Source organism: Shewanella glacialipiscicola, from assembly GCF_023283485.1.
In the GTDB taxonomy this organism is placed as follows: Bacteria; Pseudomonadota; Gammaproteobacteria; order Enterobacterales; family Shewanellaceae; genus Shewanella; species Shewanella glacialipiscicola.
The window spans coordinates 66,901-93,817 of record NZ_JAKILU010000006.1 but is presented as its reverse complement, the minus strand read 5'-3'; the positions used below and the strand labels follow the sequence as shown (position 1 = coordinate 93,817).

Here is a 26,917-nt window from a genome sequence, read left to right as displayed (position 1 = left end):
ATGATTTCCTACGCCTATGTCTCTATTATTGAAAGCAGAGTATGTAACCTGAACTCGGGATAAACTCTGCGTCTCTACAGGTTACTTTTCCCTTTATCTGCGTTAACTTTGCTAATTGCTCGCTATTGGTACGCAAACTTGCCTTGATAACGAAAAACTCACTCTGTAGAGTTAATTTTGTGAATAAGGTAATAAGATTAATCAGTTACCACTGCCACTATCCCTAGTTCAGGTTATGTAGGGTTTTCTTTAGCGTTTTGACGTATAGGCGGATTATAACTGGGGTAAAAGCCCCTTGCGATGTTTAATTGTTAAAAACAGCCATGTAAAAATAAAACCTGCACAGAGGCAGGTTTTATCTAATTTTTACGCGAACTTAGCATGATGCCACCCGCCCAAAAGCGAATCATTAGCGTGGATGGGCTAATCCATGTTCGCGGTCAACCGTGACATCTAAATCGGTGAGTAAGCCGTTATCAATACCGTAAATCCAGCCGTGCACCGCTACTTCTTGACCGCGATCCCATGCTTCTTGCACTATGGTTGAACTGGTTACATTAGCAACTTGCTCAATGACGTTAAGTTCGCACAGGCGATCAAAACGTTTGGCTTCATCCATCTGTAACAATTCTTCTTGATAGATACGGTAAATATCTCGTAAATGCCCGAGCCAGTTATCGATAAGCCCTAAGCGTTGCTGACCCATAGCGGCGCGCACGCCACCACAACCATAGTGACCGACAACCATAATGTGCTTCACTTTGAGTACATCAACGGCATATTGCAGTACTGATAAGCAGTTAAGATCGGTGTGAATCACCATGTTAGCGATATTACGGTGAACAAAGACTTCACCAGGCATAAGATCGATGATTTGGTTAGACGGTACGCGACTATCAGAGCAACCAATCCATAGATATTCAGGATGTTGCTGTTTAGCTAATTGTTCAAAGAAATCAGGGGTTTCTTGACGTATACGTCCGGCCCAGCGGCGGTTATTGTCAAATAGCGGTTTAAGTAGTTTCATTATAACCTATTGTTTTGTTGACACATAAAAGTCTTATGACGCTCTAGCTCTTGCTGGTAGCACTCTTTTTATAAGAGTATAGCAGTAAATTTTTCTGTGCTGGTCTATCCAATTCGTGACAATATTAACGGATTGAATCTTTATGATGTTTGCTATTTTTTATAACACAGGCCCCTTATATGGGGCGGTTTTATAAATAACGCGCGAGAAAGGTGACTAAATGTTGATTGATAAACTCAGCTTGCTCAAGCGTTGAAATATGTCCTGCTGACGGAATATGCACTAGTTGGCTACCGTCAATACTATCACTCATCAAATAGCTTTCTAATACACTATGTACCTTATCCTCAACCCCCGCCATGATAAGGCAAGGTAGCGTAAACTGCTCAGCATATTCCATCGTATCGCGTCGACCAAAAATCATCCGTCCCAGTTTAACGATTGTCGGGATTTTTTCTGCGGTGATATTTGCCAGAGAGTGCTCAAAAGCGGCGACACGCTCAGGTGCGTTATCTATCGCATGATTAGCGAAAAACAAGGGTGAAATGGTGCTGATAAGCGCCGCAGGCATAGCGTTCGCCATAGCGATAGTATCCAGCATGGAATAATATTTAGCACGAGTCACTTCGGGTTCAAAACCAATAAAGCTATTTAGCATGACTAAAGCGTTAACTCTTGTCGGCACTTTGAGCACCAGTTCAGCGCCCCACATCGCGCCAACAGAAAGCCCAATAATACTAAAATTATCAATTTCGAGGGCATCCATTAAGGCCAACATATGATCAGCAATATCAAGTAGGGTCGTGCAGTTATCGGGGAGTAAATCTGACTGACCATGGCCCCAAAGTTCTGGCACTATGCAGCGGTAATGGGCACTTAATACCGCGATTTGTGGCGCCCACATGGCGCTATCCCGTAAATAACTGTGACCGAACAACAATACTGGGCCAGTGCCGATATCGAGATAACTTAAATTACGCTCGGCAATAGTACATTGTTGATAGTGTGAAGAAAAATCCATAAAACCTACTTAATCAAATATATCATTATGTTAAGCTCCAACCTTGACGATGTTATTGGCCTAACCTTGGCGAACACTCGTAGTTAGGACTGGGCGATACGTAGTACGTATTCATCTACGAGCGCATCTAAGCGGACAAGTACAGCATGTTTGAGCAACATATCACTGTCGGCTAATAGGATGGCCAATTCAGTGCGATCAAATTGAGGCAATAGTAATTGTGATTCGGGGAAATAACTGATGTGCCAAGGCTCAGGGCTCACCGCACTTTGTCCACGTTGGAAGGGAAAATAAAAGCCAAAATCATAGGCATTTTCTAGCAACCAAGCATGCAGTTTGGCGCAGGGGCCATCTTCGACATATTCTGCTTCAATAAGACGCAGCGCTTTGACATCAATCGTCGCCGCATCGAATACATCAAGATCAGTGCCCCAATGATGGCGGGATGCGCCCGGAAGCGCCGACCAGAGTAAAATCAAGTCGACGATAGCATCATCATTCAGCCCCTGAATATTTACCACTTGTTCATTAATATCCAACACCGCACGTTTGCCGCTTGCCTTAGCATTCCAAATAGCGAGTTGCCGTTCAAATGGTCTGTGGGCGGAGCAGATAGCCAGTTTTATGCCCGCTTCGTTAGCTTTTTCCGCCATCGCATTAAAGGCAATCGCAGTGTTGGGCTCTAACCAAAAGCTATGATACCCATGGTGATGTGGACTTAAATACTCCACTAAGTCTGAGGAGGTTAAGCCATAAAGCCGTGCATTTTCGGGGCGGATATTAAGATGTGCTAGCACAGCAGTTGTTCCAAGATAATTTCATAACACAGGGCTAACTGTTCAAGATCATCCACTTTAACGCATTCATTTACTTTGTGAATGGTGGCGTTAACCGGGCCCAGTTCTAACACTTTAGCACCCGTTGGCGCGATAAAACGTCCGTCTGATGTGCCACCAGTGGTCTGAGGGTCGGTTTCATAACCAGTGACTTGGCGAATCGCGTGACGCGTTGCATCAAGTAATGGACCATCACCGGTTAAAAATGGCAGGCCATTGAAAATCCAGCTGATATTATAATCCAGTTCATGGGTTTTCAATAATACTTCAACACGCTCAATTAATATTTCAGCGGTCACTTCGGTAGAATAGCGGAAGTTAAACATCACCTCGAGTGCGCCAGGGATCACATTTGATGCGCCCGTACCGCCATTGATATTGGCGATTTGAAAGCTGGTAGGCGGGAAAAAATCATTGCCGTTGTCCCAGTGCATTTGGCTGAGTTCAGCTAAAAAAGGCGCCGCTTTATGAATGGGATTATCGGCGAGGTGCGGATAGGCCACATGACCTTGAACCCCGTTAACAGTTAAGTTGCCCGTTAAACTGCCGCGGCGACCATTTTTGACGACATCGCCCAGCTTTAGCGTTGAGGAAGGTTCACCGACGAGTGCCCAAGTAATCTTCTCGTTGCGGGCCTCTAGGGTATCAATTACCCGCGTTGTGCCGTTGATGAATGGGCCTTCTTCATCGCTGGTAATCAAAAAGGCGATAGAACCATGGTGATCGGGATGTTTTGCGACAAAGCGTTCGGTGGCAATGATCATCGCCGCCAGTGAACCTTTCATATCTGCCGCGCCGCGGCCATATAAATAACCATCGATAATAGTGGGCACAAAAGGCGGCGTGTGCCAGCGACTCACATCGCCTGTTGGAACCACATCTGTGTGGCCTGCAAAACAAAATAGTGGACCTTCATTGCCACGTCGTGCCCACATATTAGTGGTGTCTTCAAATATCATCGCTTCGATATTAAAGCCGAGTGTACTGAGGCGTTCTGCCATTAAGGTTTGGCAGCCTTCATCAAGCGGTGTCACCGAAGGGCGAGCGATTAATGCTTTAGTGAGCTTTGTTACGGGGTAATTATCAGCTGATATCATAGCGAGAATACTCTTTTATAATCGGCTTCATTAAAACCCACTAATACGTGTTCACCAGATACAAGGACGGGACGCTTGATAAGTGTTGGCTGCGCTAACATGAGTTTAATGGCTTTTACTTGATTAATATCGGTTTTGTCAGCGTCGCTCAGGGCGCGAAAGCTGGTACTGCGCTTATTGAATACAGTTTCCCAACCTAAGGTATTGCACCAGAGTTCGAGGTCTTCTTGACGTAAGCCGTCATCTCTAAAATCGTGAAAATTAACCGCTAGTTGATGATTTTCAATCCATTTACGTGCTTTACGCACTGTATCGCAATTCTTAATACCGTAGAGGGTCAAAATGATGCTCCAGTGTGGATGGACGCTTGACTAGCAAGCATTGATTTTGCAGGTATTTATCACGATATTGTTTATTTATCCTAAAACATAAAGGGCACTTATCATGGAAATCGCTCCCCCGACTATATTGTCTGGTAAATCATATCGTCTGGTAAAGAGTGCATTGCAATCATTAACCTAAAGCTGCACTGTGAAAAATTTAAAGCTGTACTGTAAAAATAACATCTTTACCCGCAACGACACTGCCTTGGGCTTTGTCGAGGTATTTAATGTCTTCCATATTCGCAAGTACGACAGGCGTTAGTAAGCTGTCGACTTGATCTTTAAGGTAATCAAGATCAAACGACAAAATAGGATCGCCGACTTTAACTTCTTGTCCTTCTTCGGCTAAGCGTGTAAAACCTCTTCCCCTGAGTTCAACTGTGCCCACACCAAAGTGGACAAATAATTCTAAACCTTGGGGCGATTCAATACTGAATGCGTGATTAGTCTCGAAAATTTTACCAATAGTGCCGTCGATAGGAGCAAGAATTAATTCACCTTTTGGGGCGATAGCGATGCCATCACCAACAATTTTTTCGGCAAAAACCACATCGGGAACCTTTTCGATTGCCACAATATCGCCTGATACTGGCGCATATACCATGATACCGCCCGCTAATTGAGACTGACCCGATACCAAGCGCCTTATTCGGCTTAAAAATCCCATAATGTCATGCCTCTTATACTTTTTTTGGTTATCGTTTTTCTTCTATAGATGCAGCATAACGAATAAATGTCTCTATTTATAGCTTGTTATACACTGCTGCAGGTTTGAAATTCTATCTTGTTGTAATGCTGTGTGTGCTAGTGCGGTAAATTGTTGCATATTGCCTTGGCAAATCGCCGCTTTCACTTCTAAGAGCGAGCTTAAGTTAACACTGAGCTCATCAAGCCCCATGCCAATGAGCAGTGGCGTAATGTGCGGTGAGCTGGCGAGTTCGCCGCAAAGTGAGACTTTAACATTGGCGGCTTTAGCTTGGATTATTGTCATGTTAATTAACGCTAAAACGGCAGGGGACAGAGAAGGATAATCTCGGGTTAATTGCGGGTTAGTTCTATCTGCTGCCATGGCATATTGGGTTAAGTCATTCGTGCCAATGCTGACAAAATCAAGCCTTGGTAGCATAGCGCCTAAATTCAGCACTGCTGCGGGAGTTTCAACAACGATGCCATAACTGAGTTCACCGTAGCCTTTTTCTTCCTCTTCTAAGGCATCTTGGCACTGGGCTATTAATGTAAACACCTCATCTAACTCTTCGACTTGATTAACCATAGGAAACATTAAGCGGATAGGACCATGGTTAGCGGCGCGCAAAATGGCTCTTAATTGGGTTTTAAATAATTCGGGGTGGGCTAAGGTGTAGCGAATACCGCGCAAGCCTAAAGCGGGATTTTCTTCCTGTTCTTGGTACAAGCAGGGAAGCTTTTTGTCTGCACCGATATCTAACGTTCTAATCGTAAAGGTTTTACCGCCTAGCGCGTGCAGAGCTTCGCAATATAAACTGTATTGGGCTTTTTCGTCGGGTAGGGTGCTTACGTTCATCAACATGAATTCAGTACGAAACAAACCGATGCCATCTGCACCGACATCACTCACATGGATGATGTCGTTCAGGTTACCCACGTTGGCCATTAACCCCACTTGGTGGCCGTCTAGGGTTTGTGCAGGGACATCTTTATAGGCTTGTAGTGCTGCGCGGCGCAGCTGTTCATGGTGAAAGGTAACCGTGAGTTTTGCCTGTTGTTCAGGATTTGGATTAATACAGAGTTCACCATTAAGCGCATCGAGCACTAAGGGTATGCCATTGGGGATGGCGTCGGCATCAAACTGGCAACTTAACATCGCAGGAATACCCGCCGCTCTGGCTAAAATAGCCGTATGGCTGGTTAAGCCACCAGTTTTAAGCACAATCCCACAGAGGTTTTCCCGGGGGAGTAATGCAAATTCTGCAGGGGTTAAATCTTGGGCTAGTAATATCGTCGGCGTGTCGAACTTTGCAAAACCCGGGTCTAAATGACCGTTAATGGCTGCCACGACTCTTTGGCCCAACGCGCGTACATCTTGCGCCCTATTAGCAAGATAAGGGTCGTCTAATGACTCTAGCTCATTAGCTTGATGAGCAAATATACGCTCGACCGCCACACTGGCTGACAATTGTAGCGTCCGAATAGCGTCATTAACTTGTTCAATTAACTCATCATCTTGCAATAAGAGTAAGTCAGCCTCAATCAATTGATAGTTATCTGAGTCGTGGCTTAATGTTGTTTGGCTATGCGTCAGCTGTGCTTGTAACTCTGTTAATGCTTTAACAAACTTACCCTGTTGTTGAGGAGTTTTAGACAGGGGAATCGGACGATAATCAAGGTGATGTTCGGTGTGAATAAGGTGAAGCGCCTGACCAAAAGCGATTCCCGATGACACTATAATCCCCGTTATTGACATATTCATTCCTAAATTAACCACTGAGCTTAGTGCTCTTTCGCCGATAGCGAGTCTAATTGAGTGCTGCTGAGTTTGTAAAGAGTGGGGATAAATGCATTAAAGCGTGACAATAATTGGACTAGCTTAGGGTAATAAGGAGTTCTGAAACCTTTTCTACCGCAGCTTGTGCTTGCTCACCTTCAGCAAATACTTTAACCGTCACGCCATAGTATAAGCCTAAGGTTTGTAGTTTAAACAAACTCTTAGCACTGGCTTGTTTGCCATTACATTCGACTAGGACATCACAGTCAAAGGTTTTGGCTTCTTTGACTAATAGGGCCGCAGGACGAGTATGAATACCATGTTTAGCAATAATCGTGACTGTTTTTTCGTACATAGTAACTGAGCTCATATTTAAGGGGATATTACACTTCACTTTTGGATTCTATGATGTGATAGCCCTGTTTTCTCAAGGCATCAATGGCAAGGCTGAGCCGATTATATTTCACTAAAATATAATCAGTATCAAAGGTCGACATGGCAAAAATACTGATATGTTCGTCTGCTAAGGTGCTCAACACTTTAGATAAAATGCCCGTTGTCAAGAATCCGAGTGGACCTAGCACTTCAAAACAGCGCCAACCGTGTTCTTGCTCTAAGCTATCGAGTGTGACATCACTGTCAATAACCAAAGATAAGCCTTCTGGTGTTTTGCCAATGAAATAGATTTCTTGGGCAAAGACTTCACTGGGTAATACGGCATTCGGGCTAAAGCTATGAATGGTATATTGTTCGGGAAGAACAGCTAAGGTCATGCGCATGGCAATTACTCGTTAGGGTATTGTAACTAAAGCATACCGCATATCAAACCCAGAGTGTGACACTGAATTTGTATTGAGCTGGCTGCCTTGTTGTCAACTGCAGGGCTTTAAAAATAAGTGATTCAACAAAAGCTAATAAAAAAGGGTGCTTAGTCGCACCCTTTTTATTGAGTCATCATGTTGTTAGAGCATTAGATTTTAAACTGCCCTAAAGTGCCAGACATACCTTGGCTAATGTCTTGCAATGACTGCGCGGCATAGCGGTTACTTTCGTTAGCCTTAACCGAGACTTCAGTTAACTCAGAAATGTTACAAATATTGCGATTAATTTCTTCAGTTACAAGGGATTGCTCTTCAGTGGCACTGGCCAGTTGAGTATTCATATCACTAATATGCGCGATTAATTGCAGGATTGCTGCCATCGCTTTACCCGCTTCATAGGCTTGTGCTTGTAATTCATCGGATTGCAGTTGAGTCTGATTATTACTTTTCATCACTGAGCTCACGCCCGATTGGATTTCACCGATGATGTTTTGGATTTCATTCGTCGAAGCTTGCGTGCGAGTCGCTAGGGCGCGAACTTCATCGGCCACCACAGCAAAACCTCGGCCATGAGTACCCGCGCGCGCAGCTTCAATCGCGGCGTTGAGGGCTAACAAATTTGTCTGGTCGGCAATACTGCGGATTACATCAAGTATGTTACCGATTTGCTGAGAAGCTACAGCCAGCTTTTGGGTAACGACTTCAGAGGCTTTTAATTCTGCCACCAGCTTTTCAGTATTATTAACCGTGTTATCGATCACAATTTGGCTTTGCTGCGCTTGATGTTTCACACTGTTGGCTGCATCGGCCGCTTGTTGTGTATTGCTCGCCATTTCATGCGTGGTAGAGAGCATCTGATTGATAGCGGTGGCTACACTACTGGTTTCTTTGTATATATGGTCGGTACTTTGATTTGATTCTTCTACCGCAATCAACAGTTGTTTTGCATCAGTGTCTAATGCTTGGCCTAAAGGCTGTAACTGGCCCACCATGTCGCCAATTTTTTGGGCAAACAGATTAAAAGCGCGGGCGAGGTGGGCAACTTCATCTTTACCTTGGGTGCTAATGCGCTGACTTAAATCGCCTTCGCCTTGGGCAATGTTTTCAAGGGCATCAATGGCATCATTTAAAGGCGAGGTAATAGAACGGTTGAGTACCAAAAAGAAAGCAAAAATTGGGACCGAAATCAAAAACATGATGATCAAGTAATCGATAATGATAGATTGCAAACTGGCTTTTACATCGTTTAAATAGGCGCCCGTTATCACCGTCCAGCCCCATTGTGGATAATAGCTGGCCTGTGCGAGCTTATCTTCTATGGCTCTAGTCATGGGATCGGTAATCGGATATTCGAGGGTGGTTTTCGATTGAGCCCGTGCTAATGGCAGCATAGTGGCTAATGGGTTGGTGCCATTAGGTAGCTTGAAATTTAATGCTGAGGTGCCAACTAAGCTCGCGTTATCACCGTGGGCCAGAATTTGATTCTTATCATCAATCACAATGAAGTAGCCTGAGCCTGAATAGCGAGTCTGATTGATTAAGTTAGCTGCTGCTTTTTTAGCTCCATCTTCGTTAAACCTACCTTTAATGGCATCTTGATGGTGTGCATCTATTATGCTTAATACGTTGGAGAGTTGACCATCGATCTGTAGCCATTTTTGCTCGATTAAATTGCTGTATTGTTCCTTAATCGAAAAGCTAGCAAAACAGACCGTGCCTAAAGCTGCCATAAGGAGCATCATCATTAAGCGTTGTAAAATGGTAAATCGGCGCAAAAATGTGATCATGGGTGTTCCTTAAGGTATTATTATTGAAGGTTAATATACCCGTGAATCATTTTTAATTGAATCATCTAATCTGTAAATTCAATTAACCCGCTTAATAAAGATCAATTTATTTGATCTAAAGCAGATTATTAAGGAGAGTCAATTTGAATGTGTTTCTTTATTAGCCAGATTTGTTTTTGTGTCGCTATTTTTTAAGTTTCTTAGTTGACGACGTTTTATCTGTTCTATTAGATATCAACACGTTAGGTTTATGTTAACACCACTAATATGATAGCATTAGGCTAATTAATTGTTTTAACTTTGATTTTTAACGCATTTACGCGCAAGATTAACCCATTATTCAGTTTGAGAATCAATTATGACCAATAATACTATCGTAACGTCGGATGATATTTTACTGAAGCTGTGTCATTCAGTCGCCCACGTCTTATCCAGTACCAGTGCCAGTCATGTCACCCACGCGGGTATGGTGCAGAGTATTGCACGCACTCGCCTTAAGCCCGATCTTGGTTGTTTTTCAATTTTTGATGGTGGTTTTTCTGGGCTGGTAGTGATTAATTTTTCCTCATCTGCTGCAATTGAAATTTACCGTCGTTACATGCTGAATATGGGCATGCCTGAAGCTGAACTCGCGTTTTCACATACGTCGGATGAAGTGGGTAATGTGATAGGTGAGCTGATGAACCAAATTTTAGGGGATTTTATTAATAAAATTTCTAAGGAATTACAAACATCGATCAGCCAAAGCCAGCCAAAAATGTTAACGATTAATAAAGAGTTAACTATTTCTATTGATGCAAATCTTGATGATGCCGTTGCTCGCAGAGTGTCATTTAGAACTGAAAATAATCATATTTTCTACCTTGAATTTGCCATGGACAAAACCGAGTTCATTCGTTTAGATGAGTTTGTATATGATGAAGAGTTCGATCCCGACAGTCTTTTAGAGCTGCACAGCACGATAGGGGCAAATAAGGGCTCAGCTTCAAATGTCTCGTCGTTGGTCAAAAATGTTGATAAGCCCGCAATCGCGACGCACACAATTGATAACGAAGCCGATGATTTACTTGATCAACTTGGCATTTAAGCAGGAATAGTAGTGTAAGACGGATGTTAATGCATTCGTCTATACAAGCTAATTGAACTGTTTTAGCATCATCGCAATATATGACTAAGGTAGAATGCTCTTTATGACACGATAGGGACCTCGATTGGTATTGCTTATCGCGCGTGGGTATCCCTGGTCAATAGCGTCCCGCGCACCTACAAGTCATCGACATGTTAATGTGGATATTAATCAAAATATTCAAGGTTTTGCTAAATTTTTTGATTGCTGGTTAAATGAAAATACCAGAATCGTCACACTCAAAATAGCCATACTTTGGCATTTAATGACTCGTGAATTTATTCTTTTTTATCCGCTAGACTTTAACGGCGTGCTGACTTAAAAAGCGTGGTACATCGGCTTTGCTTTTCTTGGTGAGCTTTTGCAGTAATTCAAAGGTCGGTGAACAGAGGCCAAAATCTTGTTTTAGATCGGCTAGCATCGCCAGCCATAAATGGCCTGTCATTTCAGCATCGGCTAAAGCACGGTGAAAGGTGCCATCAGTGGGTAACTGTTTATAGCGCACTAAGGTGCCCAATTGATGGTTGGGTGCCGCTTGATATAAACGTCTTGCCACCAGTAAGGAGCAGCCAAATTGCCCAAGATAACGGTGGCGAATTTTAGCAAACTCGGCATCTAAAAAACGTTGGTCAAAGGCTGCATTGTGGGCGACTAAATTATGGTTGGCGATAAAGCGGGCAAAGCGCGCCATCACTTCATCGCAAGGCGGCGCATCGCTGAGCATTTGATTACTGATCCCCGTGTAGTCCTCAATAAAGCGACTTATTCTGAATCCCGGGTTCATTAACTCTGAAAATCTTTGGGTGATCACACCATCTTCAATCAACACCGCCCCGATCTCAATCGCGCGATCCCCTTGATTAGGCGATAGCCCCGTGGTTTCAAAGTCGAGTACGACCAAAGTGTTAGCGGCGGATTGAGGCATAGATTTTACCTTGGCTTTAAAATAATGAATCAACATTTTATGCAGTAAAAAGAAAATGCTTAGTGATAAGGCAATTGTAATTCAATATGTTAGTAAATTCACTATCAGTATTATTATTGACTATTAGCCAGTGCTCGGCGGTAAGCTGCTTATTCGTCTACGGCTTAAGATTAACGTTCTGATGTTAAATCCTTATATAATCAATTTCCAGAACGTATGCCGATGGTTCGGCTTCCAAGTTACACACTATGCATTATATCGCCAACCTAAATACCCGCTGGCTCAGATTAAAACACAGAGGGTTATGGTCGCTTTATTGAGCGCTAAGCGCTAAATTATTTCTCATTGTTTCAGTCGATTAAAGGATTTTTATGTTTGTTGTTTCGCTCACCTATAAAAAGCCCATTGCGGAAGTGGAGTTACACTTAACCGCCCATATTGCCTATCTTGAACAGTATTATGCCGCAGGAACTTTTATAGCCTCGGGTCGTAAAGTGCCACGTACCGGTGGCATCATTTTAGCTAAAGCCGCAACTCGCACGGCATTAGAACTGATTTTACAGCAAGATCCTTTTGCTATTGCCGATGTTGCTGAGTTTGAGGTGATTGAGTTTGTGCCGACCAAAACCGCCGCTGGTTTAGAACAGCTAATTGAAAAGATCTAATTTTTATCGTTTTTTAAAATATTAATCCGTGTATTTTGTTATCGCTTGGTGGGAGGAAACGATTGGAGCCTCAGCCACCAGTGATGAAACATATCAATTTTAGGTCGGCGCCTGCTTTTAGCCTTTGTCTTAAAAGGCGTCTAACGAAAGCGATATAATAAAGTTGGCGTACCTTGTACTACCTCGCCAAAGCTCATTATTTCGGGTTATGCTGGTTAATTTCTCCGATATTTTGCGACTTAGTTTGGTATTATGCCGTTTTACTTCCCCAACCTTAAACAGGTTTGCGCTGCGCGAGTCTTGCTTTTTATGTCTATTCAAACGCTGTTATCGACGGCTCTGGCGAAACGCCATGATTTTTTACAACATGCAGAAGATAATCAAACCGATTGTTTTCGGGTGTTCCATGGCACGGTTGAAGGTGTGAGTGGCTTAAATATCGACCGTTACGGCGATACTTGGCTAGTACAGAGTTTTCATCAGACCTTAACTGACCAAGAGTTGACCGATGTTAGCGCCATTTTGCTGCAACAGGCCGCTTTGCCTATTGTATATAACGACCGTTCATTAGGTAATTCTCGTGTATTGAATACGTTATCGCCACAACTGGCTGAGATTGCGAGTTCTGAGCGGGTGATGCAGGAAAATGGCATTAAGTTCAGTACTAAACTGCGCCATGAAGGACAAGATCCGCTGTTATTTCTCGATATGCGTATTGGGCGTGAATATGTGCGGGCAAACAGCCAAGATAAAACGGTACTGAATTTATTTTCTTACACTTGCGGCATTGGTACTGCGGCTGCCATCGGCGGAGCAACCCGCGTGATGAATGTCGACTTTTCTTCATTTGCTTTGGCCACGGGCAAAGTCAATGCGGCGTTAAATCAGGTGTCGAATGTGTGTGAGTTCGTGCAGAGTGACGCGTTTCCTGCATTGCGCCAATTAGCAGGCTTGAGTGTGGGAGGGCGGCGTAATCAAAAATTACCGAGTTATCCCAAATTACCGCAAACCCAGTTTGATCTGGTATTCCTCGATCCGCCGCGTTATGCCAAGAGTGCCTTTGGTATTGTCGATTTAATCAATGATTATCAAGGTCTGTTTAAACCTGCGTTAATGACGACTAAAATGGGTGGCACTATCGTTTGCTGCAACAATGTGGCGAAAGTCGATCGTCAAGCATGGTTTGACAGTTTAGTGCGCTGTGTTGAAAAACAAGGCCGCACCGTTACTGCACATACTTGGCTCGATCCCCATGAGGATTTCCCCTCGTTCGATGACAATCATCCACTTAAGATAGTGGCTATGACGTTAAGCTAATGTAATAGCCTACAAAAATTTATTTTTATATTGATAAAATGCGATTGAACGATAGAGGAAAGGGCCTAGTTGAACTGGATGTAAGGCAGTTTTTTCTCTGAAATTGTACGTTTTTCGTTTATGCTGCCCTTTTTTAATCTCGAGCAATGAGCATGCGTCTACTCAAATCTACCCAAGATCCCGCGGTTAACCTGCTAACCGCTCGCGTTTTTTATCGCAGAGCTGCCCGTGCTATTGTGTTATCGGGCGATGATATTTTGCTGCTTTATACCCAAAAATATTGTGATTACAGTTTACCTGGCGGTGGGGTTGACGACGGAGAAAGCCTCGAAGCCGGTCTTATCCGCGAGTTACAGGAAGAAACCGGGGCTTTGGATATTCAAGTGTTAGCCCCCTTTGGTCGTTACGAAGAATATCGACCTTGGTACCGTGAAGGGGCGAACGTAGTACACATGGAATCATTCTGTTATGTGTGCCGCATTGATACCAATCTTGGCGAGCGGGGCTTAGGTGAGACTCGGCTCGAAGCCCACGAGATTAAAAATGGTATGCGGCCAAAATGGTTGAACATCCATAAAGCCATTGCCCACAATGAAGCAATACAGCGTAATCATCCGCAAAAAGGCCAATCGATTGAGCGAGAAACTTTTTTACTCAAACAAATCGTTTTAGAGTGCTTATGATTGTTAACTCAGTAAAAGCATTGAGTTAACAGCGACCTATTCTTAAGCAGTCAGGAAGCCAATGCAGATAATTTTGCTTACCCATGAACGCGAGCTAACCCGTAAAACCAATACTGGCCGTTTAGCCTTAGAAGCGTTTCCAGCCAAGGTGGTGAGTATTGTTTGGTCGAGAGTCGCTGCCGATAAAAAACTCATCGAAATGCTTGCATCGCAGCAAGCTAAATTGTTGTTTCCAAATGAGGATGCCGAACTTGCAGATGACTCTATAGAGACTGGCTTACCTGAGGATACCTTACAATTTATGCAAACTCAGGTTATTGCAAAACAGGTAATGCCTGAGCACGTGGTGATTTTAGATGCGACGTGGCAGGAGGCTCGTAAAATGCTACGGCAAAGCCCCTATCTTAAAACTGCTGCACGAGTAAGCCTGCCGTCGTTGATACCGCAATCTGCCTTTATATTGCGACGTAATCAACAAGAAGGGGGCTTGTGCACCGCAGAATGTATTATTACGCTTTGGCGCCAATATGGCTGTGACGAACAAGCGACAGTATTAGCATCGCTGTTTGCTCAGTTGAATACCCGTCAGTAATGGGATGTGTGAGAAAAATTTAAAAAGTATTGGGATAAAGCATCAATGATAACGACATCACGATTAGCGTTGATTTAGTTTAAATTACCGTCAGATAGATGCACAAAAAGTGACTTATCGCGCCGCCGAGCACAAATAGATGCCAAATAGCATGGTTAAATGGAATACGTTTACCGACGTAAAACACTACGCCCAGAGTGTAAAATAAACCACCTAAAATCAAAAGATTAAACCCCAGTTCTGACATCGCCGCGGTTAAATCGCCTATTACAGTGACGCATAGCCAACCCATGGCGAGATATAACACTAGACTTAACTTTTTGAATTTGTGAATAAACAGTGTCTTAAACAGGATCCCGCCCATCGCGAGTGACCAAATTGCCGTTAAAATTACTGTCGATTGTGTGCCTTGTAAGCTTATCAGCATTAAAGGGGTGTAAGTCCCTGCAATCAAACAGTAAATGGCGCAGTGATCGGCAATCTTAAGTTTATGTTTCCAGCCTGAATGGCTAACGCTGTGGTATAAAGTAGAGCATAGAAAAAGCATGATAATGCTGGCACCGTAAATGACAACGCCGGCAAGTTGAATTGATGTCAGGTGATCTTGCCCTTTTAGTAACATCAGCACTAATGCCACTATGCCTGCAATAACACCTAAGCCATGGGATGCACTGTTAGCGATCTCTTCTTTTATACTATATGGCCCAGATTTAGCTGGGACAGTGTCTGTATTTTGTTGTTCGATAATACTGTGACTCGACATGGTAGATACACACTCGCAAACGATAATGACTGAGTCTATCAGTTAGGAAAATAAATCACCATATTTAAGCGTACACTTGTAAGCTTAAATATGGTGATTTATATTGTTTTAACCTTTTAGATTTTGAACGCCGTCTTGCATTCCCGTCAGCGCATCGATGATGTTATCCGCTTCAAGATATGAGAGTTAACAAACCATTGCCCATTAATTTAGCGCAATTGTGATCTCAATTCCCAGCCCTATTTTTCTCAACTGGCAAGTGTCTTATCAAGCATGGGCGTAAGCGTTATGTTTGTAGCATGTAGCATTTGCGTTAAACCCTGCCTTGTTTGTCTCCTCTAATCTGCATTGAGCACCCGCAAGTGAATGCATCATTGGATAATTCGCTTTTAATATTCATCTACAAAGTGCACTCGCATCATCGAAATCAATGGATACTATACAAAACCTAAGGATGGATTTTGTCTTTTCAACGTCAACCTAAAGCAGCGACTTTATTTCCAGCATCACGTACAGCGATTGGAGATGATGCGGACAGTGCTTTGTTTATTTCGGTCATATAGCCAGTAGGTGAGACTTTTATTGCATTTGTTTATCACCTCGGTGATCTGAATGATACTCAAACGCCTGTTTTTACCATTGATACCGAGCCGTCAGCGTTCAATCGTGGTGCAGGCCGTTTAGTCATTAAGCATGACACTCAAGCTATAGAGCAAGCTCAAGATGTAGTACAACAAAAAAACCATACTCAATATCAAGATAAATTTGCACTTGAATCCAAATTTGAACTGTCTTGGACGATACAAACCCCTATTCAAAGATTGGGGACAGAATCAGTTTTGCGTGTTCGCCAGCCGTATTGCAAAGTATTAAGCCTGCTATTTTTTGTGTTCTCAGTGCATACGTGTTTATTTTTACTTATCTGAATTTTGTGACGCCCACAGTTAAATCCTTTTGAATTAATGGCAAGCGAAAGCCGTGGCTCTAAAGTGACGGCGCTCAAGGCTTACTATATTTATGATCCCGCGGTAGAGAAGGCTGAAACTACTGCGCCTATACCTGTTCCCACGCCTCCAACTCAAGTTAAGTTTCGGCGAATACTTGAAAAGGTCATGCCTCAATCAATAGCACCTGAAAAAGCCGTCCTTGAAAAGGTAGAGCCGGAAAAAATAGAGCAGGGAAAAGTGAAGTCAGAGACTGTTAAATCCGACATCACTCAATCGAGCCAATCTCAATTTAATAAAACTCAATCAAGTGCCCAAAGTGAAGTTCAACCCGCTGAAGTGACGGCAAAAAAACCAACTAATGCGCTTGATACCACAGAAATAAAGCCGCAGTTTGGCGCTAAGAGTTCGCCCGCAGCAGAAGGTGAGAGCACAATAGCGACAAGCTCAAGCATGAGTTTATTCACCCAGTAATATTTTGAACGTCAGCGTGAGCAAGCGCTCGATGCTCTCGTCATTGAACAGGCCGATAAATTCACCCAGAAATCGAATATGAGTGAAATGAGCCCTGAGATGGAAGTGTTATTTGTCCCTAACGCCGATGATTTCGGTGGCACAACGAGTCACGATTTACCCTTAGATCCAAATCGTATTGTGCGTAAAGGGGATACTTGTTATCGCGTGGTACAAGTCGGCACTCAAGTTAATCCTTACGCCGAAAATTTAGGCTTCCCATTTGACTGCAGTGGCAAAAAAATCAATCAAGCTATTGATGATGCCATTCAATCTCGATTAAATAAAATGATGCTTAAACCCCATAAATAGTGACTTTCTTTTATGATCTATTTTCATGCTAATTATGACATTTTTATTTTAATTTAATTTAATCAATTAAAAACAATAAATTATGAATCTTTATTTCGGATTGATAGTTAAGGTTTTTAATTACTTTTTTCCTTGTTTGTTGCTGCCGCTTCTGTCTATACTGCGCACTCATCTTGTCGGAGTGCCTCTTGGCTGAGACCGTTTATTCGGGATCCGTTGAACCTGATCAGGTTAAAACCTGCGAAGGAAACAAGCGTAATAACACAGATTAAATCGAAAATAGACGGCTTTAACACCTGTTTACTCAGCAGGGGTTTAAGCCTTAATGTTTAGATTTAATTGTTATTGAGCAGGGTAACTCAATTTTTGAAGCCAGTTTTGGCCACAAAAATTGATAGCCATGTCCAGCTATCAACAACTCAATTCTCCAGACAAGCAACTCCATTTTTTAACGTGAGATTGCTTATGTCCAGTTCAAACCCAAACCCAGCTGTAGCTGCCAATGCGATAGAAATCACAGCGCCAGAATCGACAATACCTAATAAATCGACAGTGGCTAATACATCGGCTGAGTCTAGTCAATCAACAGTGCCTAAGGCGCCGAGTCGCCGCGAAACCCGCGCGCAGGCGCAAGCCTTTATCGATACCTTAGCGCCACTGCAACATCCTAATTCACAAAAGATTTATCTCGAAGGTTCCAGTACGGATATTCGCGTTGGTATGCGGCAAATTCTGCAGACTGACACGCTGGTCGGCGGAACAGGTGATGCGCCTATCATGGAAAAAAATCCGCCAATCCGCGTGTATGATTGCGCCGGACCTTATTCCGATCCAGATGCCGACATCAATGTGCGTCTAGGCCTTGGTAAATTAAGACAAAACTGGATCCTAGCCCGCAACGATACAGAGCAATTACCCTGCGCGACCTCAGATTTTACCCAACAAAGACTCGCCGATGATGGTTTAGACCATCTGCGTTTTGAGGCAGGCTCGAGTGTCATTGTCCGCCCACGCAGAGCGCTGCAGGGCAAACGAGTCAGTCAATTACACTATGCCCGTCAAGGGATTATCACTCCCGAAATGAAATATGTGGCGATCCGTGAGAACATGGCACTTGCCGAAGTACAGGATAAAATCCTCAATCGTAAAGCCAAAGGCGAAGCTTTTGGTGCCTTAGTCGGCGAACCGATTACCGCCGAATTTGTCCGCGCCGAAGTTGCCCGTGGCCGCGCGATTATTCCGCTGAATATTAACCATCCCGAAGCCGAACCTATGATCATAGGGCGTAACTTTCTGGTGAAAGTGAACGCCAATATTGGTAATTCTGCGGTGACCTCTTCCATCGAGGAAGAAGTGGAAAAGCTCGTCTGGTCAACCCGTTGGGGCGCAGATACGGTAATGGATTTATCCACGGGGCGTTATATCCACGAGACCCGCGAGTGGATCATCCGCAACTCGCCAGTGCCCATCGGCACAGTGCCGATTTATCAAGCGCTGGAGAAAGTGAACGGCGTGGCAGAGGATTTAACCTGGGAAGTGTTCCGCGATACCTTGATTGAACAAGCTGAGCAAGGTGTTGATTACTTTACTATTCATGCTGGTGTGCTGCTTCGTTACGTGCCGATGACGGCTAAACGCGTTACTGGGATCGTTTCCCGTGGCGGTTCAATCATGGCCAAATGGTGCTTGAGCCACCATAAGGAAAACTTCCTCTACAGCCATTTTCGTGAGATCTGTGAGATTTGCATCGCCTACGATGTATCCCTGTCTTTGGGTGATGGCATGCGTCCAGGATCTATTGCCGACGCCAATGATGCCGCCCAGTTTGCAGAGCTTGAAACCTTAGGTGAGCTAGTCAAAATCGCGTGGGAATACGACGTACAAACCATTATCGAAGGGCCGGGACATATCCCGATGCAGCTGATTAAAGAGAACATGGACAAGCAGTTAGCTCACTGCGATGAAGCGCCGTTTTACACGCTTGGCCCGCAAATCACCGATATCGCACCTGGGTATGATCATTTTACCTCCGGCATAGGCGCGGCCATGATCGCTTGGTACGGCTGCGCTATGTTGTGTTATGTCACGCCAAAAGAACACTTAGGATTACCGAATAAACAAGATGTTAAGCAAGGTTTGATTGCTTATAAGATCGCCGCCCACGCCGCCGATGTGGCGAAAGGTCATCCAAGTGCGCAAATTCGTGATAATGCGCTGGCAAAAGCGCGGTTCGAATTTCGCTGGGAAGATCAATATAACCTAGGGCTCGATCCTGAAACTGCGCGTGCTTATCACGATGAATCTTTGCCGCAGGAATCTGCTAAAGTCGCGCATTTCTGCTCTATGTGCGGCCCTAAGTTTTGTTCGATGAAAATCACCCAAGATGTGCGCGCCTATGCTGCGGGTTTAGAGGCGGCAGAAGCGAAGGCGGAGCAAGTTGAAGCTGCTGACCAAGCCATGCAAGTCACAGTCAAGACGCCGCAGGAGTTGGAAGCGGCAATGGCGCTAAAATCGGCAGAGTTTGCTGCTTCGGGCGCCGAGATCTATCATGCCAAAAATAAGCTTATTACTGAAGTCGGGGAAGCCTAATTATGCTGGGTATTCATGGGGATAATGCGCCCATTAATACCGAGCGTCCCGCGCTTGTTTGGACTATAGCTGGTTCAGACAGTGGCGGCGGTGCCGGTATTCAGGCGGACTTGGCGACAATTCAAGATTTGGGCTGTCACGGTTGCAGTGTGGTCACCACAGTGACGGCGCAAAGCTCAGTGGCGGTCACTTTAGTCGAGCCCGTATCAGCGGCGATGTTAATGGCTCAGCTGACGACTTTGCTTTCAGACTTGCCACCCAAAGCAATTAAAATCGGCTTACTGGCAGATCAAACTCAAGTGGCATTGCTGGCAGATTGGATAGCAGGTTTTAAAATCCACTATCCATCGGTGGCTGTGATTGTCGATCCTGTGATGGTCGCCAGTTGCGGCGATACATTAGCAGCAGATAACTGTCAGGATATAAAAAGTACGGCCAAATCAACCTTAGATTTTAGGCCTTTCAAAGGTTTAATCGAACTTATCACGCCCAATGTTCTTGAACTTGGGCGGTTAACTCACAGTGATGTTTCCACGAAAGCGCAATTCGCTGCCGCGGCACTGGCTTTATCCCAGAGCCTTGATTGCAGTGTGCTCGCCAAAGGTGGCGATGTGATCTTTGGTTGCACTGACATTCTTGATGATACTCATGTTCAAACTCACGCTAGCACTTATGCTCAAACTCAGGCTAACGCTCACAAGAGCAACGGCTGGGATCTTGCGCTTGCCGAGGATTATCTGGTTTGTCGTCAAGTGCGCGCGAGCTCTAAACTGCATCAAAATGGGCGTTTCTGGTTAGCCAGCCAGCGGGTTAATACCCGTCATAACCATGGTAGCGGCTGTACTTTGTCATCGGCCATTGCCGCTGTGTTAGCGCAAGGTTTTGTATTGCAAGATGCAATGGTGGTTGCGAAAGCCTATGTGAGTCAAGGCTTAAGCGCAGCGATTGGTTTAGGGCAAGGTCCAGGCCCGTTGGCCCGAACGGGTTGGCCTAATGATTTATCCCGCTATGCAAAGATAAGGCAGTGTGATGGCAATTTTATTAGTCATCAACTCAACCAACACCTTGATTTTGTTAATTATTTAGTTGCAACAGTTTTATCTGCAACAGATCAGGCAACCGCTCAGGTAAGAATAGCCTCGACGCCATTTCAAAATATTTTATCCCACGGTTTTAAAGTGCTCGATGCCGATCTGGGTGTTTATCCCGTAGTGAATGACCTAGCCATGCTGGAGAGTTTGTTAGCTGCGGGCGTTAAAACCGTGCAGTTACGGATAAAAACTGACATCAGCGAGTTAACTACTACCGCGCCAGCCGAATTTGATTTAGGCAAGTCTGCGCTTGGCAAATCTAAGTCAGGCAAATTTGAGTTAATTGGCTCTGAATTAGAAGTACAAATTCAAACGGCCATTGCCTTAGGCAAGCATTTTAATGCGCAGCTTTTTATCAATGATCACTGGCAGTTAGCGATAAAATACCATGCCTTTGGGGTACATTTAGGCCAAGAAGATCTCGCCGTTACCGACTTAGCGGCCATTCAAGCCGCGGGGCTCGCGTTAGGTCTATCCAGCCACAGTTATTTCGAGCTGTTATTGGCGCACCAATACTCTCCATCCTATATAGCGCTTGGGCATATATTTCCAACCACGACTAAAAAAATGCCTTCAGCCCCTCAAGGATTAGCAAAACTCAAACATTATGTAATGTTACTCAAAGATCACTATCCTTTAGTCGCCATTGGCGGCATTGATATCGATAATGTGGCAAAGGTAAAAGCCACGGGGGTTAGTAATATTGCTGTGGTGCGCGCAATCACACAAGCATCGGATCCCCTTGCAGCGTTTATTCAATTAAGCCAAATATGGGAGCAAAGCTGATGCAAGTTATGAATAAGCCTGACGCTATTACCGAGTGCAACACGCTTAATGATAAAGATTTTATGCGTTATTCACGGCAAGTCCTACTGCCAGAAGTGGGCGAGGCCGGCCAATTACGATTGGCCGATGCCCATGTGGTGATTATTGGCATCGGCGGTTTGGGACAATTAGCAGCGCAGTATTTGGCTTGTGCGGGAGTGGGTGAATTAACGCTAATTGATATGGATAAAGTGGAAGTATCAAACCTACCAAGGCAATTGTTATTTAGCGATGCCGATATCGGGCTCAATAAAGCGTTAGTTGCTAAAGAAAGACTCAAATTTTTAGCGCCGAATTGCACTATTACTGCATATGAAACGAGCTTTAACATTAAACAATTGTATGGTGTTCTACAGAAAAAAAGGCAGGGGAAATGTACATTGGTACTTGATTGCACCGATAATTTTGAGACTCGCCAATTGATTAATCGCAGTTGTGTCGAAGCCTATTTACCCTTAGTGAGCGCGTCCATAGCTGCATTTAGCGGCCAATTATTCGCGGTCGATCAAATATCTTTCCCTTCAAGTGGTTGCTATCACTGTATTTTCCCTGCACATACTCGAGTGTCCCACAGTTGCAGTACTCAAGGCGTACTTGGACCGAGTGTGGGAGTGATGGCGTCGATGCAATCATTGGTGGCTATGCAACTCTTGTTGGGTATGGATAGTCGTTGTGATGGAGCACTACATCCTTTACTCGGGCATTTTTGGCGCTTTGATGCTAAATCTCTGTCATGGACATCAGCTAAATTAACGCGTGATCCTTATTGCGATGTATGCGGTGTTAGAAAGGCAATTCCATATTTAACATAAACAATGCTGAGGTTTGATATGATTTTAATTCATATAAATAATGTTGCGCAATCATTAACGGAACCGACTTCTCTCGCGGCGGTGATCCTCGCGCAAGATATTGCCCTCGACTCAGTTGCTATCGTGTTGAATGCAGAGTTGATTCCGCGTAATCGCTGGCAATCCATTCTCTGTCAACATGAAGATAAATTAGAACTTTTCTCAGCTGTAGCGGGAGGCTAGTATGTTAAAGATTGCCGATGTGGAGTTTGAATCACGGTTATTTACCGGAACAGGAAAGTTCAGCAGTAGCCAAGTGATGATTAAAGCGATAACGGCTTCTAAATCGCAGTTAGTGACAGTTGCGATGAAAAGAATTGATTTTAAAATGGGGCTTGATGATTTACTCACGCCGTTACGTCAAGCGGGTGTCCGGCTATTGCCTAACACTTCGGGGGCGAGAAACGCCAAGGAAGCGGTGTTTGCGGCAGAGCTTGCCCGTGAAATGCTGGGAACTCATTGGATTAAGCTCGAAATCCACCCAGATCCTAAGTACCTAATGCCCGATGCGATAGAAACCTTAGAGGCGGCCAGAATCCTCTGTGAGAAAGGCTTTATCGTGTTGCCCTACGTGCATGCCGATCCTGTGCTGTGCCGTCGTTTGGAAGAAGTGGGCTGCGCTGCGGTTATGCCACTGGCGAGTCCGATTGGCAGTAATCAAGGTTTAGTCACTGAAAGCTTTTTAAAAATCATCATAGAGCAGGCGCGGGTGCCAGTGGTGATCGATGCCGGCATTGGCGCACCTTCACAGGCTGCGCGGGCAATGGAGCTGGGCGCCGATGCGGTGCTCGTTAACACCGCCATCGCCAGCAGCGCTGCGCCGATAGTGATGGCCGAGTGCTTTAAGGAGGCGGTGCAATGTGGTAGACGGGCCTTTGAAGCTGGGCTTGGCCGAGTACAAACGGGCGCGGTACATACCAGTCCTCTTACGGGATTTTTAAATCAATGAGTTTTGTAGCGGAATTTGCCAACATCCCACGGGATAAACTGTTACTCGATTTGTATTCTTGCACTGCCCAAGATGTTGAGCGGGCGCTAGTGAGTCCAGCAGGGGATTTATGTAGCTTACTGGCCTTGTTATCACCTGCGGCGGAACCTTATATCGAAACCATGGCGCAGCACTCTGCGGCGCTTACGCGGCAGCGATTTGGCGCGAATTTGGGCTTATATTTACCTTTATATCTCTCAAATTTGTGTGCCAACGAATGTGATTACTGTGGTTTTAGCATGAGCAATAAACTCAAACGCAAAACCTTGAATGAGCCGGAATTGATGGCCGAGATGGCCATTATCAAAGACAGAGGCTTTGACTCTATTTTATTGGTATCGGGTGAGCATGAAACTAAGGTTGGTATTGATTACTTTAAGCAAATGTTGCCGTTGGTAAAACAGCAATTTAGCCATGTGGCGATGGAGGTTCAGCCCATGAGCGAGGACCATTATCGTCAGTTAGTCGCGCTAGGTTTAGATGCGGTGATGATGTATCAAGAAACCTATCAGCCAGAGACTTACGCCAATCACCATACTCGGGGTAAAAAGCAGGATTTTGCCTATCGTTTAGCAACGCCTGACAGAATCGCGTCGGCGGGCGTCGATAAAATAGGTCTTGGGGTGTTACTGGGGCTGGATGATTGGCGTTTAGATTCGTTAATGATGGGATATCATCTCGACTATTTAGAGCGACGTTATTGGCGCACCCGCTTTAGTATTTCGCTGCCAAGGTTACGACCTTGTACTGGCGGGATTACCCCAAAAGTCATGCTATCCGATCTAGGTTTAGTGCAAATTATTTGTGCATTTAGACTTTTTAATCAACAGCTTGATATCAGCATGTCGACAAGGGAAAGTCCCTTGCTTAGGGATAATCTTTTACCTCTTGGGATCACTCAAATGAGTGCGGGCAGTTCGACGCAACCGGGGGGCTATCAAGCGCCTAACAGTCAACTCGATCAATTTGAGATAAGCGATGTTCGCAGTGTCGAGCAAGTCATTGAACAGATGCAACGCGAGGGCTTTAATCCGGTATTTAAAGATTGGGAAGCTAATTGGATCACAGGATAAATCTGGCCATAAATAGCAAGAATATGGATAAAACCTGTACATCCGCGGGTGACTGGTCAATAATCAACCCATCAATCACAGCGTGCAGGAATATCATTATGCAAATCCAATCATCTGGTATGCAAGGCTTGCAAAGTGCTCAATCAGGGCTAACTCAAGCCACCATAGATGTGGCTAAACCCACACCGACTCAAAGTTCGACTCCGGCAGCGGCCACAAGAGAAGTTGCCCAGCCTGATAAAACCTCAGCCTTGCTGTCTGCAAATGAGTCATTAAGACAAGGCGAAGCATCAACTAAAGTGATTGAAGCTGGATCAGAAACAATAGGCTCGATCATTGATATAAAGGTATAAATATCATGTCGGTTGTGGCGCTATCTCCTAAGGTTAGCGCACCATCCTCTTCATTTTCGGCGCAGGATAAGACGCTAAGCCCGAATCTAAGCCAGAGTCATGCTAATAGCACTTACCAAGGAGCTAGCACTCAAACAGTGGGCTCCGCTAAAATTGAAGCGAGTGGTGCCTATAAACCCCATTTTACTGGAGCTTTAACTGCTTCGGTTCAAGCTGCGCCAGTGGCTTCGTTAGCTTCTAATTTAGCCACCAAAATTTTACCCTCTCTACACTCATCACCTAATGTACCCCTTGTCGAAGCTACACCACAGGTCAATTCACTTAAGCCCAGTACGTTAAACAATCGGGCAAGCTTACATGCTGATACGAGTTTTAGTTTATTATCTGGACCACGATCCATTTCGGGTGTGCGCGCGGGGCAAATTGCAGTACCTACGTCTACGTCGGCATTTCCAGCAGTTTCATCGTCCTTATTGAATGCGGCGGATAGTAGTGGCTTAGCGACAAATTCTTTGCCGAAATCGAGTCTCAATACAACAAGCCTTATTAACCGCGATACTTTTATCCATTTAAGCCCATTAACGGATATGAGTGGAATAACCGGTGCGGGTAGAATCGACGTTCCTGTTATCAGTCTTGCAAGTACGAGCAGTATTTCCGCTACTACGCCTGTTTTGGCTGCGGTATTTAAACCGATACCTTTAACGGGAGGCACTTTAGCTAAACCTTCAACGGCTAGTTCAACGGATAATAATCCAATAATAGGTGCAGCTGTTCAAACTTCTTCATCATCGAGTAATGCAGTTGCAAAACCTTCGGTATTGGAACAATTTACTCAGGTTTTTGGTGAAGTTAAGGCCCAAGCCACAGCAGTTACAGACCCTTTGGTTGTACCTAACTCAGATGATCCTCTGCAGGCCTTCGCTGCTGTTTTTGGTAAAAATGATTATCAGATTGAAAAGCAAGCACAGGAAGAGGCTTTGCAGAAACAGCAAGTCGCGGCAGCGGAACAAGCAAAGCAGGAACAATCGCAGGCACAACAGGTTCAAGAACAAGTCAAACAAGCTCAAGAAAAAGCTCAGGCTCAACATCTACAGCAGGTCAATGCACTTAAAACTCGAGATTCAGAAGTCAAAGCTCATGAGCATGCTCATGCCACGGTCGGGGGGCAATATGCTCAGAGCCCAAGCTTTAAGTATGAAAAAGGCGCCGATGGCCAACGTTATGCTACCGATGGTGAGGTACAAATAGATGTATCTTCCGTTGGAGGTGATCCGCTTGCAACAATGAATAAGATGAAACAAGTGTACGCTGCGGCAATGGCACCTGTTGACCCTTCATCTGCCGATGTTAGGGTTGCTGCTGAAGCTTTGCAAAAAATGAATGAAGCGAAAGTGAAGCTTACAGAAGAGCGCCAGCAACAGATTATAGATTCACAAACGACTCAAACCTTATTGGGTGCTGATGCACAGATTAAAGGGCTACCGCCGTTACAAGAACGTATACCCGTAGTTACGGGGAAAGTGGATGAGAGTGGAAATATTGCGAAGGAAGAGGAGATGGTTTCAACATTGGTATCTGATGCGCTCGATAGGATAAAACAAGGTATTGAAGCGCAAACGGCCAAAACTGTTACCGATACTCTCTCTAAAATCCCGCCTGATATTGTGAATGGCAGCAGCGCAGCCAATACAAAAACGACAGTGGAATCGATTGAACCACCGACCGCCACTTTAGCATCGGCAATGACCTTGGCTCCTGTAGATTTAGCCGCGAGTTTTATCTCAACATCTAATAGCATGGCGAGTCGCTATTATGCTGCTGTTGCCCAAGCCAATCCGTAATTTTTGCTCACAAACGATACCCAGCCC

At 44.6% G+C, this 26,917-nt stretch carries 25 protein-coding genes, 1 pseudogene and 1 riboswitch; of the genes and pseudogenes, 14 read left to right on the top strand and 12 right to left on the bottom strand.

Features of this window, described 5'->3' with window-relative positions:
* Nucleotides 1-409 precede the first annotated feature (409 nt).
* The 10 genes from can to L2717_RS07115 form a co-directional block, all read right to left on the bottom strand.
* Complete coding sequence (can, locus tag L2717_RS07160; RefSeq protein ID WP_076500346.1) at nucleotides 410-1,027, bottom strand: carbonate dehydratase; 618 nt, start codon at nucleotides 1,025-1,027, stop codon at nucleotides 410-412.
* Between the two features lie 190 nt (nucleotides 1,028-1,217).
* The gene (locus tag L2717_RS07155; protein WP_220774385.1) at nucleotides 1,218-2,048 is read right to left on the bottom strand and encodes an alpha/beta fold hydrolase; all 831 of its coding nucleotides are present in this window, start codon (nucleotides 2,046-2,048) and stop codon (nucleotides 1,218-1,220) included.
* Between the two features lie 83 nt (nucleotides 2,049-2,131).
* Nucleotides 2,132-2,845 (bottom strand): M15 family metallopeptidase, encoded by a 714-nt coding sequence (locus L2717_RS07150; protein ID WP_220774384.1) that lies wholly within the window; start codon nucleotides 2,843-2,845, stop codon nucleotides 2,132-2,134.
* A complete protein-coding gene (gene dapE / locus L2717_RS07145; protein ID WP_220774383.1) occupies nucleotides 2,839-3,981 on the bottom strand; it encodes a succinyl-diaminopimelate desuccinylase in 1,143 nt (380 codons plus the stop codon). The genes L2717_RS07150 and dapE overlap by 7 nt, the downstream gene beginning before the upstream one ends.
* Nucleotides 3,978-4,322: an ArsC family reductase gene (locus L2717_RS07140; protein WP_220774382.1), complete on the bottom strand. Its 345-nt coding sequence runs from the start codon at nucleotides 4,320-4,322 to the stop codon at nucleotides 3,978-3,980. Before L2717_RS07140 ends, dapE begins: the two co-directional genes overlap by 4 nt.
* Before the next feature lie 199 nt (nucleotides 4,323-4,521).
* Entirely contained in the window at nucleotides 4,522-5,031 is a 510-nt protein-coding gene (gene crr, locus L2717_RS07135) for a PTS glucose transporter subunit IIA (protein ID WP_220774381.1), read from the bottom strand.
* A gap of 72 nt (nucleotides 5,032-5,103) precedes the next feature.
* On the bottom strand, nucleotides 5,104-6,807 hold the full coding sequence (ptsP, locus tag L2717_RS07130) for a phosphoenolpyruvate--protein phosphotransferase (protein WP_220774389.1): 1,704 nt from the start codon (nucleotides 6,805-6,807) through the stop codon (nucleotides 5,104-5,106).
* A 118-nt stretch (nucleotides 6,808-6,925) separates the two neighbouring features.
* Nucleotides 6,926-7,183: an HPr family phosphocarrier protein gene (locus tag L2717_RS07125; protein ID WP_220774380.1), complete on the bottom strand. Its 258-nt coding sequence runs from the start codon at nucleotides 7,181-7,183 to the stop codon at nucleotides 6,926-6,928.
* 28 nt (nucleotides 7,184-7,211) lie between these two features.
* A complete protein-coding gene (locus tag L2717_RS07120) occupies nucleotides 7,212-7,607 on the bottom strand; it encodes an ACT domain-containing protein (protein WP_220774379.1) in 396 nt (131 codons plus the stop codon).
* A 191-nt stretch (nucleotides 7,608-7,798) separates the two neighbouring features.
* Nucleotides 7,799-9,436 carry a methyl-accepting chemotaxis protein gene (locus L2717_RS07115; RefSeq protein WP_220774378.1) on the bottom strand — a complete coding sequence of 546 codons (1,638 nt, stop codon included), beginning with the start codon at nucleotides 9,434-9,436 and terminating at the stop codon, nucleotides 7,799-7,801.
* Between the two features lie 358 nt (nucleotides 9,437-9,794).
* On the opposite strand from L2717_RS07115, the gene L2717_RS07110 reads away from it, so the two are divergent.
* Complete coding sequence (locus tag L2717_RS07110) at nucleotides 9,795-10,523, top strand: DUF3334 family protein (protein ID WP_248938015.1); 729 nt, start codon at nucleotides 9,795-9,797, stop codon at nucleotides 10,521-10,523.
* A 334-nt stretch (nucleotides 10,524-10,857) separates the two neighbouring features.
* Here the strand turns inward: L2717_RS07110 and L2717_RS07105 are convergent, their stop codons facing one another.
* On the bottom strand, nucleotides 10,858-11,487 hold the full coding sequence (locus L2717_RS07105; RefSeq protein WP_220775219.1) for a 3'-5' exonuclease: 630 nt from the start codon (nucleotides 11,485-11,487) through the stop codon (nucleotides 10,858-10,860).
* Between the two features lie 371 nt (nucleotides 11,488-11,858).
* Here L2717_RS07105 and L2717_RS07100 point away from each other — a divergent pair, with 371 nt between their 5' ends.
* From L2717_RS07100 to L2717_RS07085, 4 genes are all read left to right on the top strand, one after another.
* On the top strand, nucleotides 11,859-12,152 hold the full coding sequence (locus L2717_RS07100) for a YciI family protein (RefSeq protein ID WP_220774861.1): 294 nt from the start codon (nucleotides 11,859-11,861) through the stop codon (nucleotides 12,150-12,152).
* A 309-nt stretch (nucleotides 12,153-12,461) separates the two neighbouring features.
* On the top strand, nucleotides 12,462-13,469 hold the full coding sequence (locus L2717_RS07095; RefSeq protein ID WP_220774862.1) for a class I SAM-dependent rRNA methyltransferase: 1,008 nt from the start codon (nucleotides 12,462-12,464) through the stop codon (nucleotides 13,467-13,469).
* Between the two features lie 152 nt (nucleotides 13,470-13,621).
* A complete protein-coding gene (locus L2717_RS07090) occupies nucleotides 13,622-14,152 on the top strand; it encodes an NUDIX hydrolase (protein ID WP_220774863.1) in 531 nt (176 codons plus the stop codon).
* Nucleotides 14,153-14,213: 61 nt separating this feature from the next.
* Nucleotides 14,214-14,744, top strand: coding sequence for a tRNA-uridine aminocarboxypropyltransferase (locus L2717_RS07085; protein ID WP_220774864.1), 531 nt, complete (start codon nucleotides 14,214-14,216; stop codon nucleotides 14,742-14,744).
* Between the two features lie 79 nt (nucleotides 14,745-14,823).
* On the opposite strand, the gene trhA is transcribed toward L2717_RS07085, so the two are convergent.
* On the bottom strand, nucleotides 14,824-15,507 hold the full coding sequence (trhA, locus tag L2717_RS07080) for a PAQR family membrane homeostasis protein TrhA (RefSeq protein WP_220774865.1): 684 nt from the start codon (nucleotides 15,505-15,507) through the stop codon (nucleotides 14,824-14,826).
* Between the two features lie 581 nt (nucleotides 15,508-16,088).
* Here trhA and L2717_RS07075 point away from each other — a divergent pair.
* The 9 genes and pseudogenes from L2717_RS07075 to L2717_RS07035 all read left to right on the top strand — a co-directional run bounded on the left by L2717_RS07075 (nucleotide 16,089) and on the right by L2717_RS07035 (nucleotide 26,890).
* A pseudogene (locus L2717_RS07075) lies at nucleotides 16,089-17,276 on the top strand (hypothetical protein).
* A 167-nt stretch (nucleotides 17,277-17,443) separates the two neighbouring features.
* Nucleotides 17,444-17,542, top strand: a riboswitch (TPP riboswitch).
* Between the two features lie 199 nt (nucleotides 17,543-17,741).
* Nucleotides 17,742-19,865: a phosphomethylpyrimidine synthase ThiC gene (thiC, locus tag L2717_RS07070; RefSeq protein ID WP_246611763.1), complete on the top strand. Its 2,124-nt coding sequence runs from the start codon at nucleotides 17,742-17,744 to the stop codon at nucleotides 19,863-19,865.
* A gap of 2 nt (nucleotides 19,866-19,867) precedes the next feature.
* Complete coding sequence (locus tag L2717_RS07065; RefSeq protein ID WP_220773609.1) at nucleotides 19,868-21,742, top strand: bifunctional hydroxymethylpyrimidine kinase/phosphomethylpyrimidine kinase; 1,875 nt, start codon at nucleotides 19,868-19,870, stop codon at nucleotides 21,740-21,742.
* Nucleotides 21,742-22,593: a HesA/MoeB/ThiF family protein gene (locus L2717_RS07060; RefSeq protein ID WP_246611762.1), complete on the top strand. Its 852-nt coding sequence runs from the start codon at nucleotides 21,742-21,744 to the stop codon at nucleotides 22,591-22,593. The genes L2717_RS07065 and L2717_RS07060 overlap by 1 nt, the downstream gene beginning before the upstream one ends.
* A gap of 18 nt (nucleotides 22,594-22,611) precedes the next feature.
* Nucleotides 22,612-22,815 (top strand): sulfur carrier protein ThiS, encoded by a 204-nt coding sequence (gene thiS, locus L2717_RS07055; RefSeq protein ID WP_220773607.1) that lies wholly within the window; start codon nucleotides 22,612-22,614, stop codon nucleotides 22,813-22,815.
* Nucleotide 22,816: 1 nt separating this feature from the next.
* Complete coding sequence (locus L2717_RS07050; RefSeq protein WP_220773606.1) at nucleotides 22,817-23,581, top strand: thiazole synthase; 765 nt, start codon at nucleotides 22,817-22,819, stop codon at nucleotides 23,579-23,581.
* Nucleotides 23,578-24,693, top strand: coding sequence for a 2-iminoacetate synthase ThiH (gene thiH, locus L2717_RS07045; RefSeq protein WP_220773605.1), 1,116 nt, complete (start codon nucleotides 23,578-23,580; stop codon nucleotides 24,691-24,693). The genes L2717_RS07050 and thiH overlap by 4 nt, the downstream gene beginning before the upstream one ends.
* Nucleotides 24,694-24,791: 98 nt before the next feature.
* On the top strand, nucleotides 24,792-25,046 hold the full coding sequence (locus L2717_RS07040; protein ID WP_220773604.1) for a chemotaxis protein: 255 nt from the start codon (nucleotides 24,792-24,794) through the stop codon (nucleotides 25,044-25,046).
* A gap of 5 nt (nucleotides 25,047-25,051) precedes the next feature.
* Nucleotides 25,052-26,890, top strand: a complete 1,839-nt coding sequence (locus L2717_RS07035; protein WP_220773603.1) for a putative metalloprotease CJM1_0395 family protein — start codon at nucleotides 25,052-25,054, stop codon at nucleotides 26,888-26,890.
* Nucleotides 26,891-26,917 lie beyond the last annotated feature (27 nt).

Coding starts and splice junctions, on each gene's coding strand:
- L2717_RS07090 (WP_220774863.1), top strand. CDS start 13,622: ATGCGTCTACTCAAATCTACCCAAGATCCCGCGGTTAACCTGCTAACC.
- ptsP (WP_220774389.1), bottom strand. CDS start 6,807: ATGTCAATAACGGGGATTATAGTGTCATCGGGAATCGCTTTTGGTCAG.
- L2717_RS07040 (WP_220773604.1), top strand. CDS start 24,792: ATGCAAATCCAATCATCTGGTATGCAAGGCTTGCAAAGTGCTCAATCA.
- L2717_RS07095 (WP_220774862.1), top strand. CDS start 12,462: ATGTCTATTCAAACGCTGTTATCGACGGCTCTGGCGAAACGCCATGAT.
- L2717_RS07100 (WP_220774861.1), top strand. CDS start 11,859: ATGTTTGTTGTTTCGCTCACCTATAAAAAGCCCATTGCGGAAGTGGAG.
- dapE (WP_220774383.1), bottom strand. CDS start 3,981: ATGATATCAGCTGATAATTACCCCGTAACAAAGCTCACTAAAGCATTA.
- L2717_RS07120 (WP_220774379.1), bottom strand. CDS start 7,607: ATGCGCATGACCTTAGCTGTTCTTCCCGAACAATATACCATTCATAGC.
- L2717_RS07065 (WP_220773609.1), top strand. CDS start 19,868: ATGCTGGGTATTCATGGGGATAATGCGCCCATTAATACCGAGCGTCCC.
- crr (WP_220774381.1), bottom strand. CDS start 5,031: ATGGGATTTTTAAGCCGAATAAGGCGCTTGGTATCGGGTCAGTCTCAA.
- L2717_RS07060 (WP_246611762.1), top strand. CDS start 21,742: ATGCAAGTTATGAATAAGCCTGACGCTATTACCGAGTGCAACACGCTT.
- L2717_RS07105 (WP_220775219.1), bottom strand. CDS start 11,487: ATGCCTCAATCCGCCGCTAACACTTTGGTCGTACTCGACTTTGAAACC.
- L2717_RS07115 (WP_220774378.1), bottom strand. CDS start 9,436: ATGATCACATTTTTGCGCCGATTTACCATTTTACAACGCTTAATGATG.
- thiC (WP_246611763.1), top strand. CDS start 17,742: ATGTCCAGTTCAAACCCAAACCCAGCTGTAGCTGCCAATGCGATAGAA.
- trhA (WP_220774865.1), bottom strand. CDS start 15,507: ATGTCGAGTCACAGTATTATCGAACAACAAAATACAGACACTGTCCCA.
- L2717_RS07085 (WP_220774864.1), top strand. CDS start 14,214: ATGCAGATAATTTTGCTTACCCATGAACGCGAGCTAACCCGTAAAACC.
- can (WP_076500346.1), bottom strand. CDS start 1,027: ATGAAACTACTTAAACCGCTATTTGACAATAACCGCCGCTGGGCCGGA.
- L2717_RS07110 (WP_248938015.1), top strand. CDS start 9,795: ATGACCAATAATACTATCGTAACGTCGGATGATATTTTACTGAAGCTG.
- thiH (WP_220773605.1), top strand. CDS start 23,578: ATGAGTTTTGTAGCGGAATTTGCCAACATCCCACGGGATAAACTGTTA.
- L2717_RS07125 (WP_220774380.1), bottom strand. CDS start 7,183: ATGTACGAAAAAACAGTCACGATTATTGCTAAACATGGTATTCATACT.
- L2717_RS07050 (WP_220773606.1), top strand. CDS start 22,817: ATGTTAAAGATTGCCGATGTGGAGTTTGAATCACGGTTATTTACCGGA.
- thiS (WP_220773607.1), top strand. CDS start 22,612: ATGATTTTAATTCATATAAATAATGTTGCGCAATCATTAACGGAACCG.
- L2717_RS07035 (WP_220773603.1), top strand. CDS start 25,052: ATGTCGGTTGTGGCGCTATCTCCTAAGGTTAGCGCACCATCCTCTTCA.
- L2717_RS07155 (WP_220774385.1), bottom strand. CDS start 2,048: ATGGATTTTTCTTCACACTATCAACAATGTACTATTGCCGAGCGTAAT.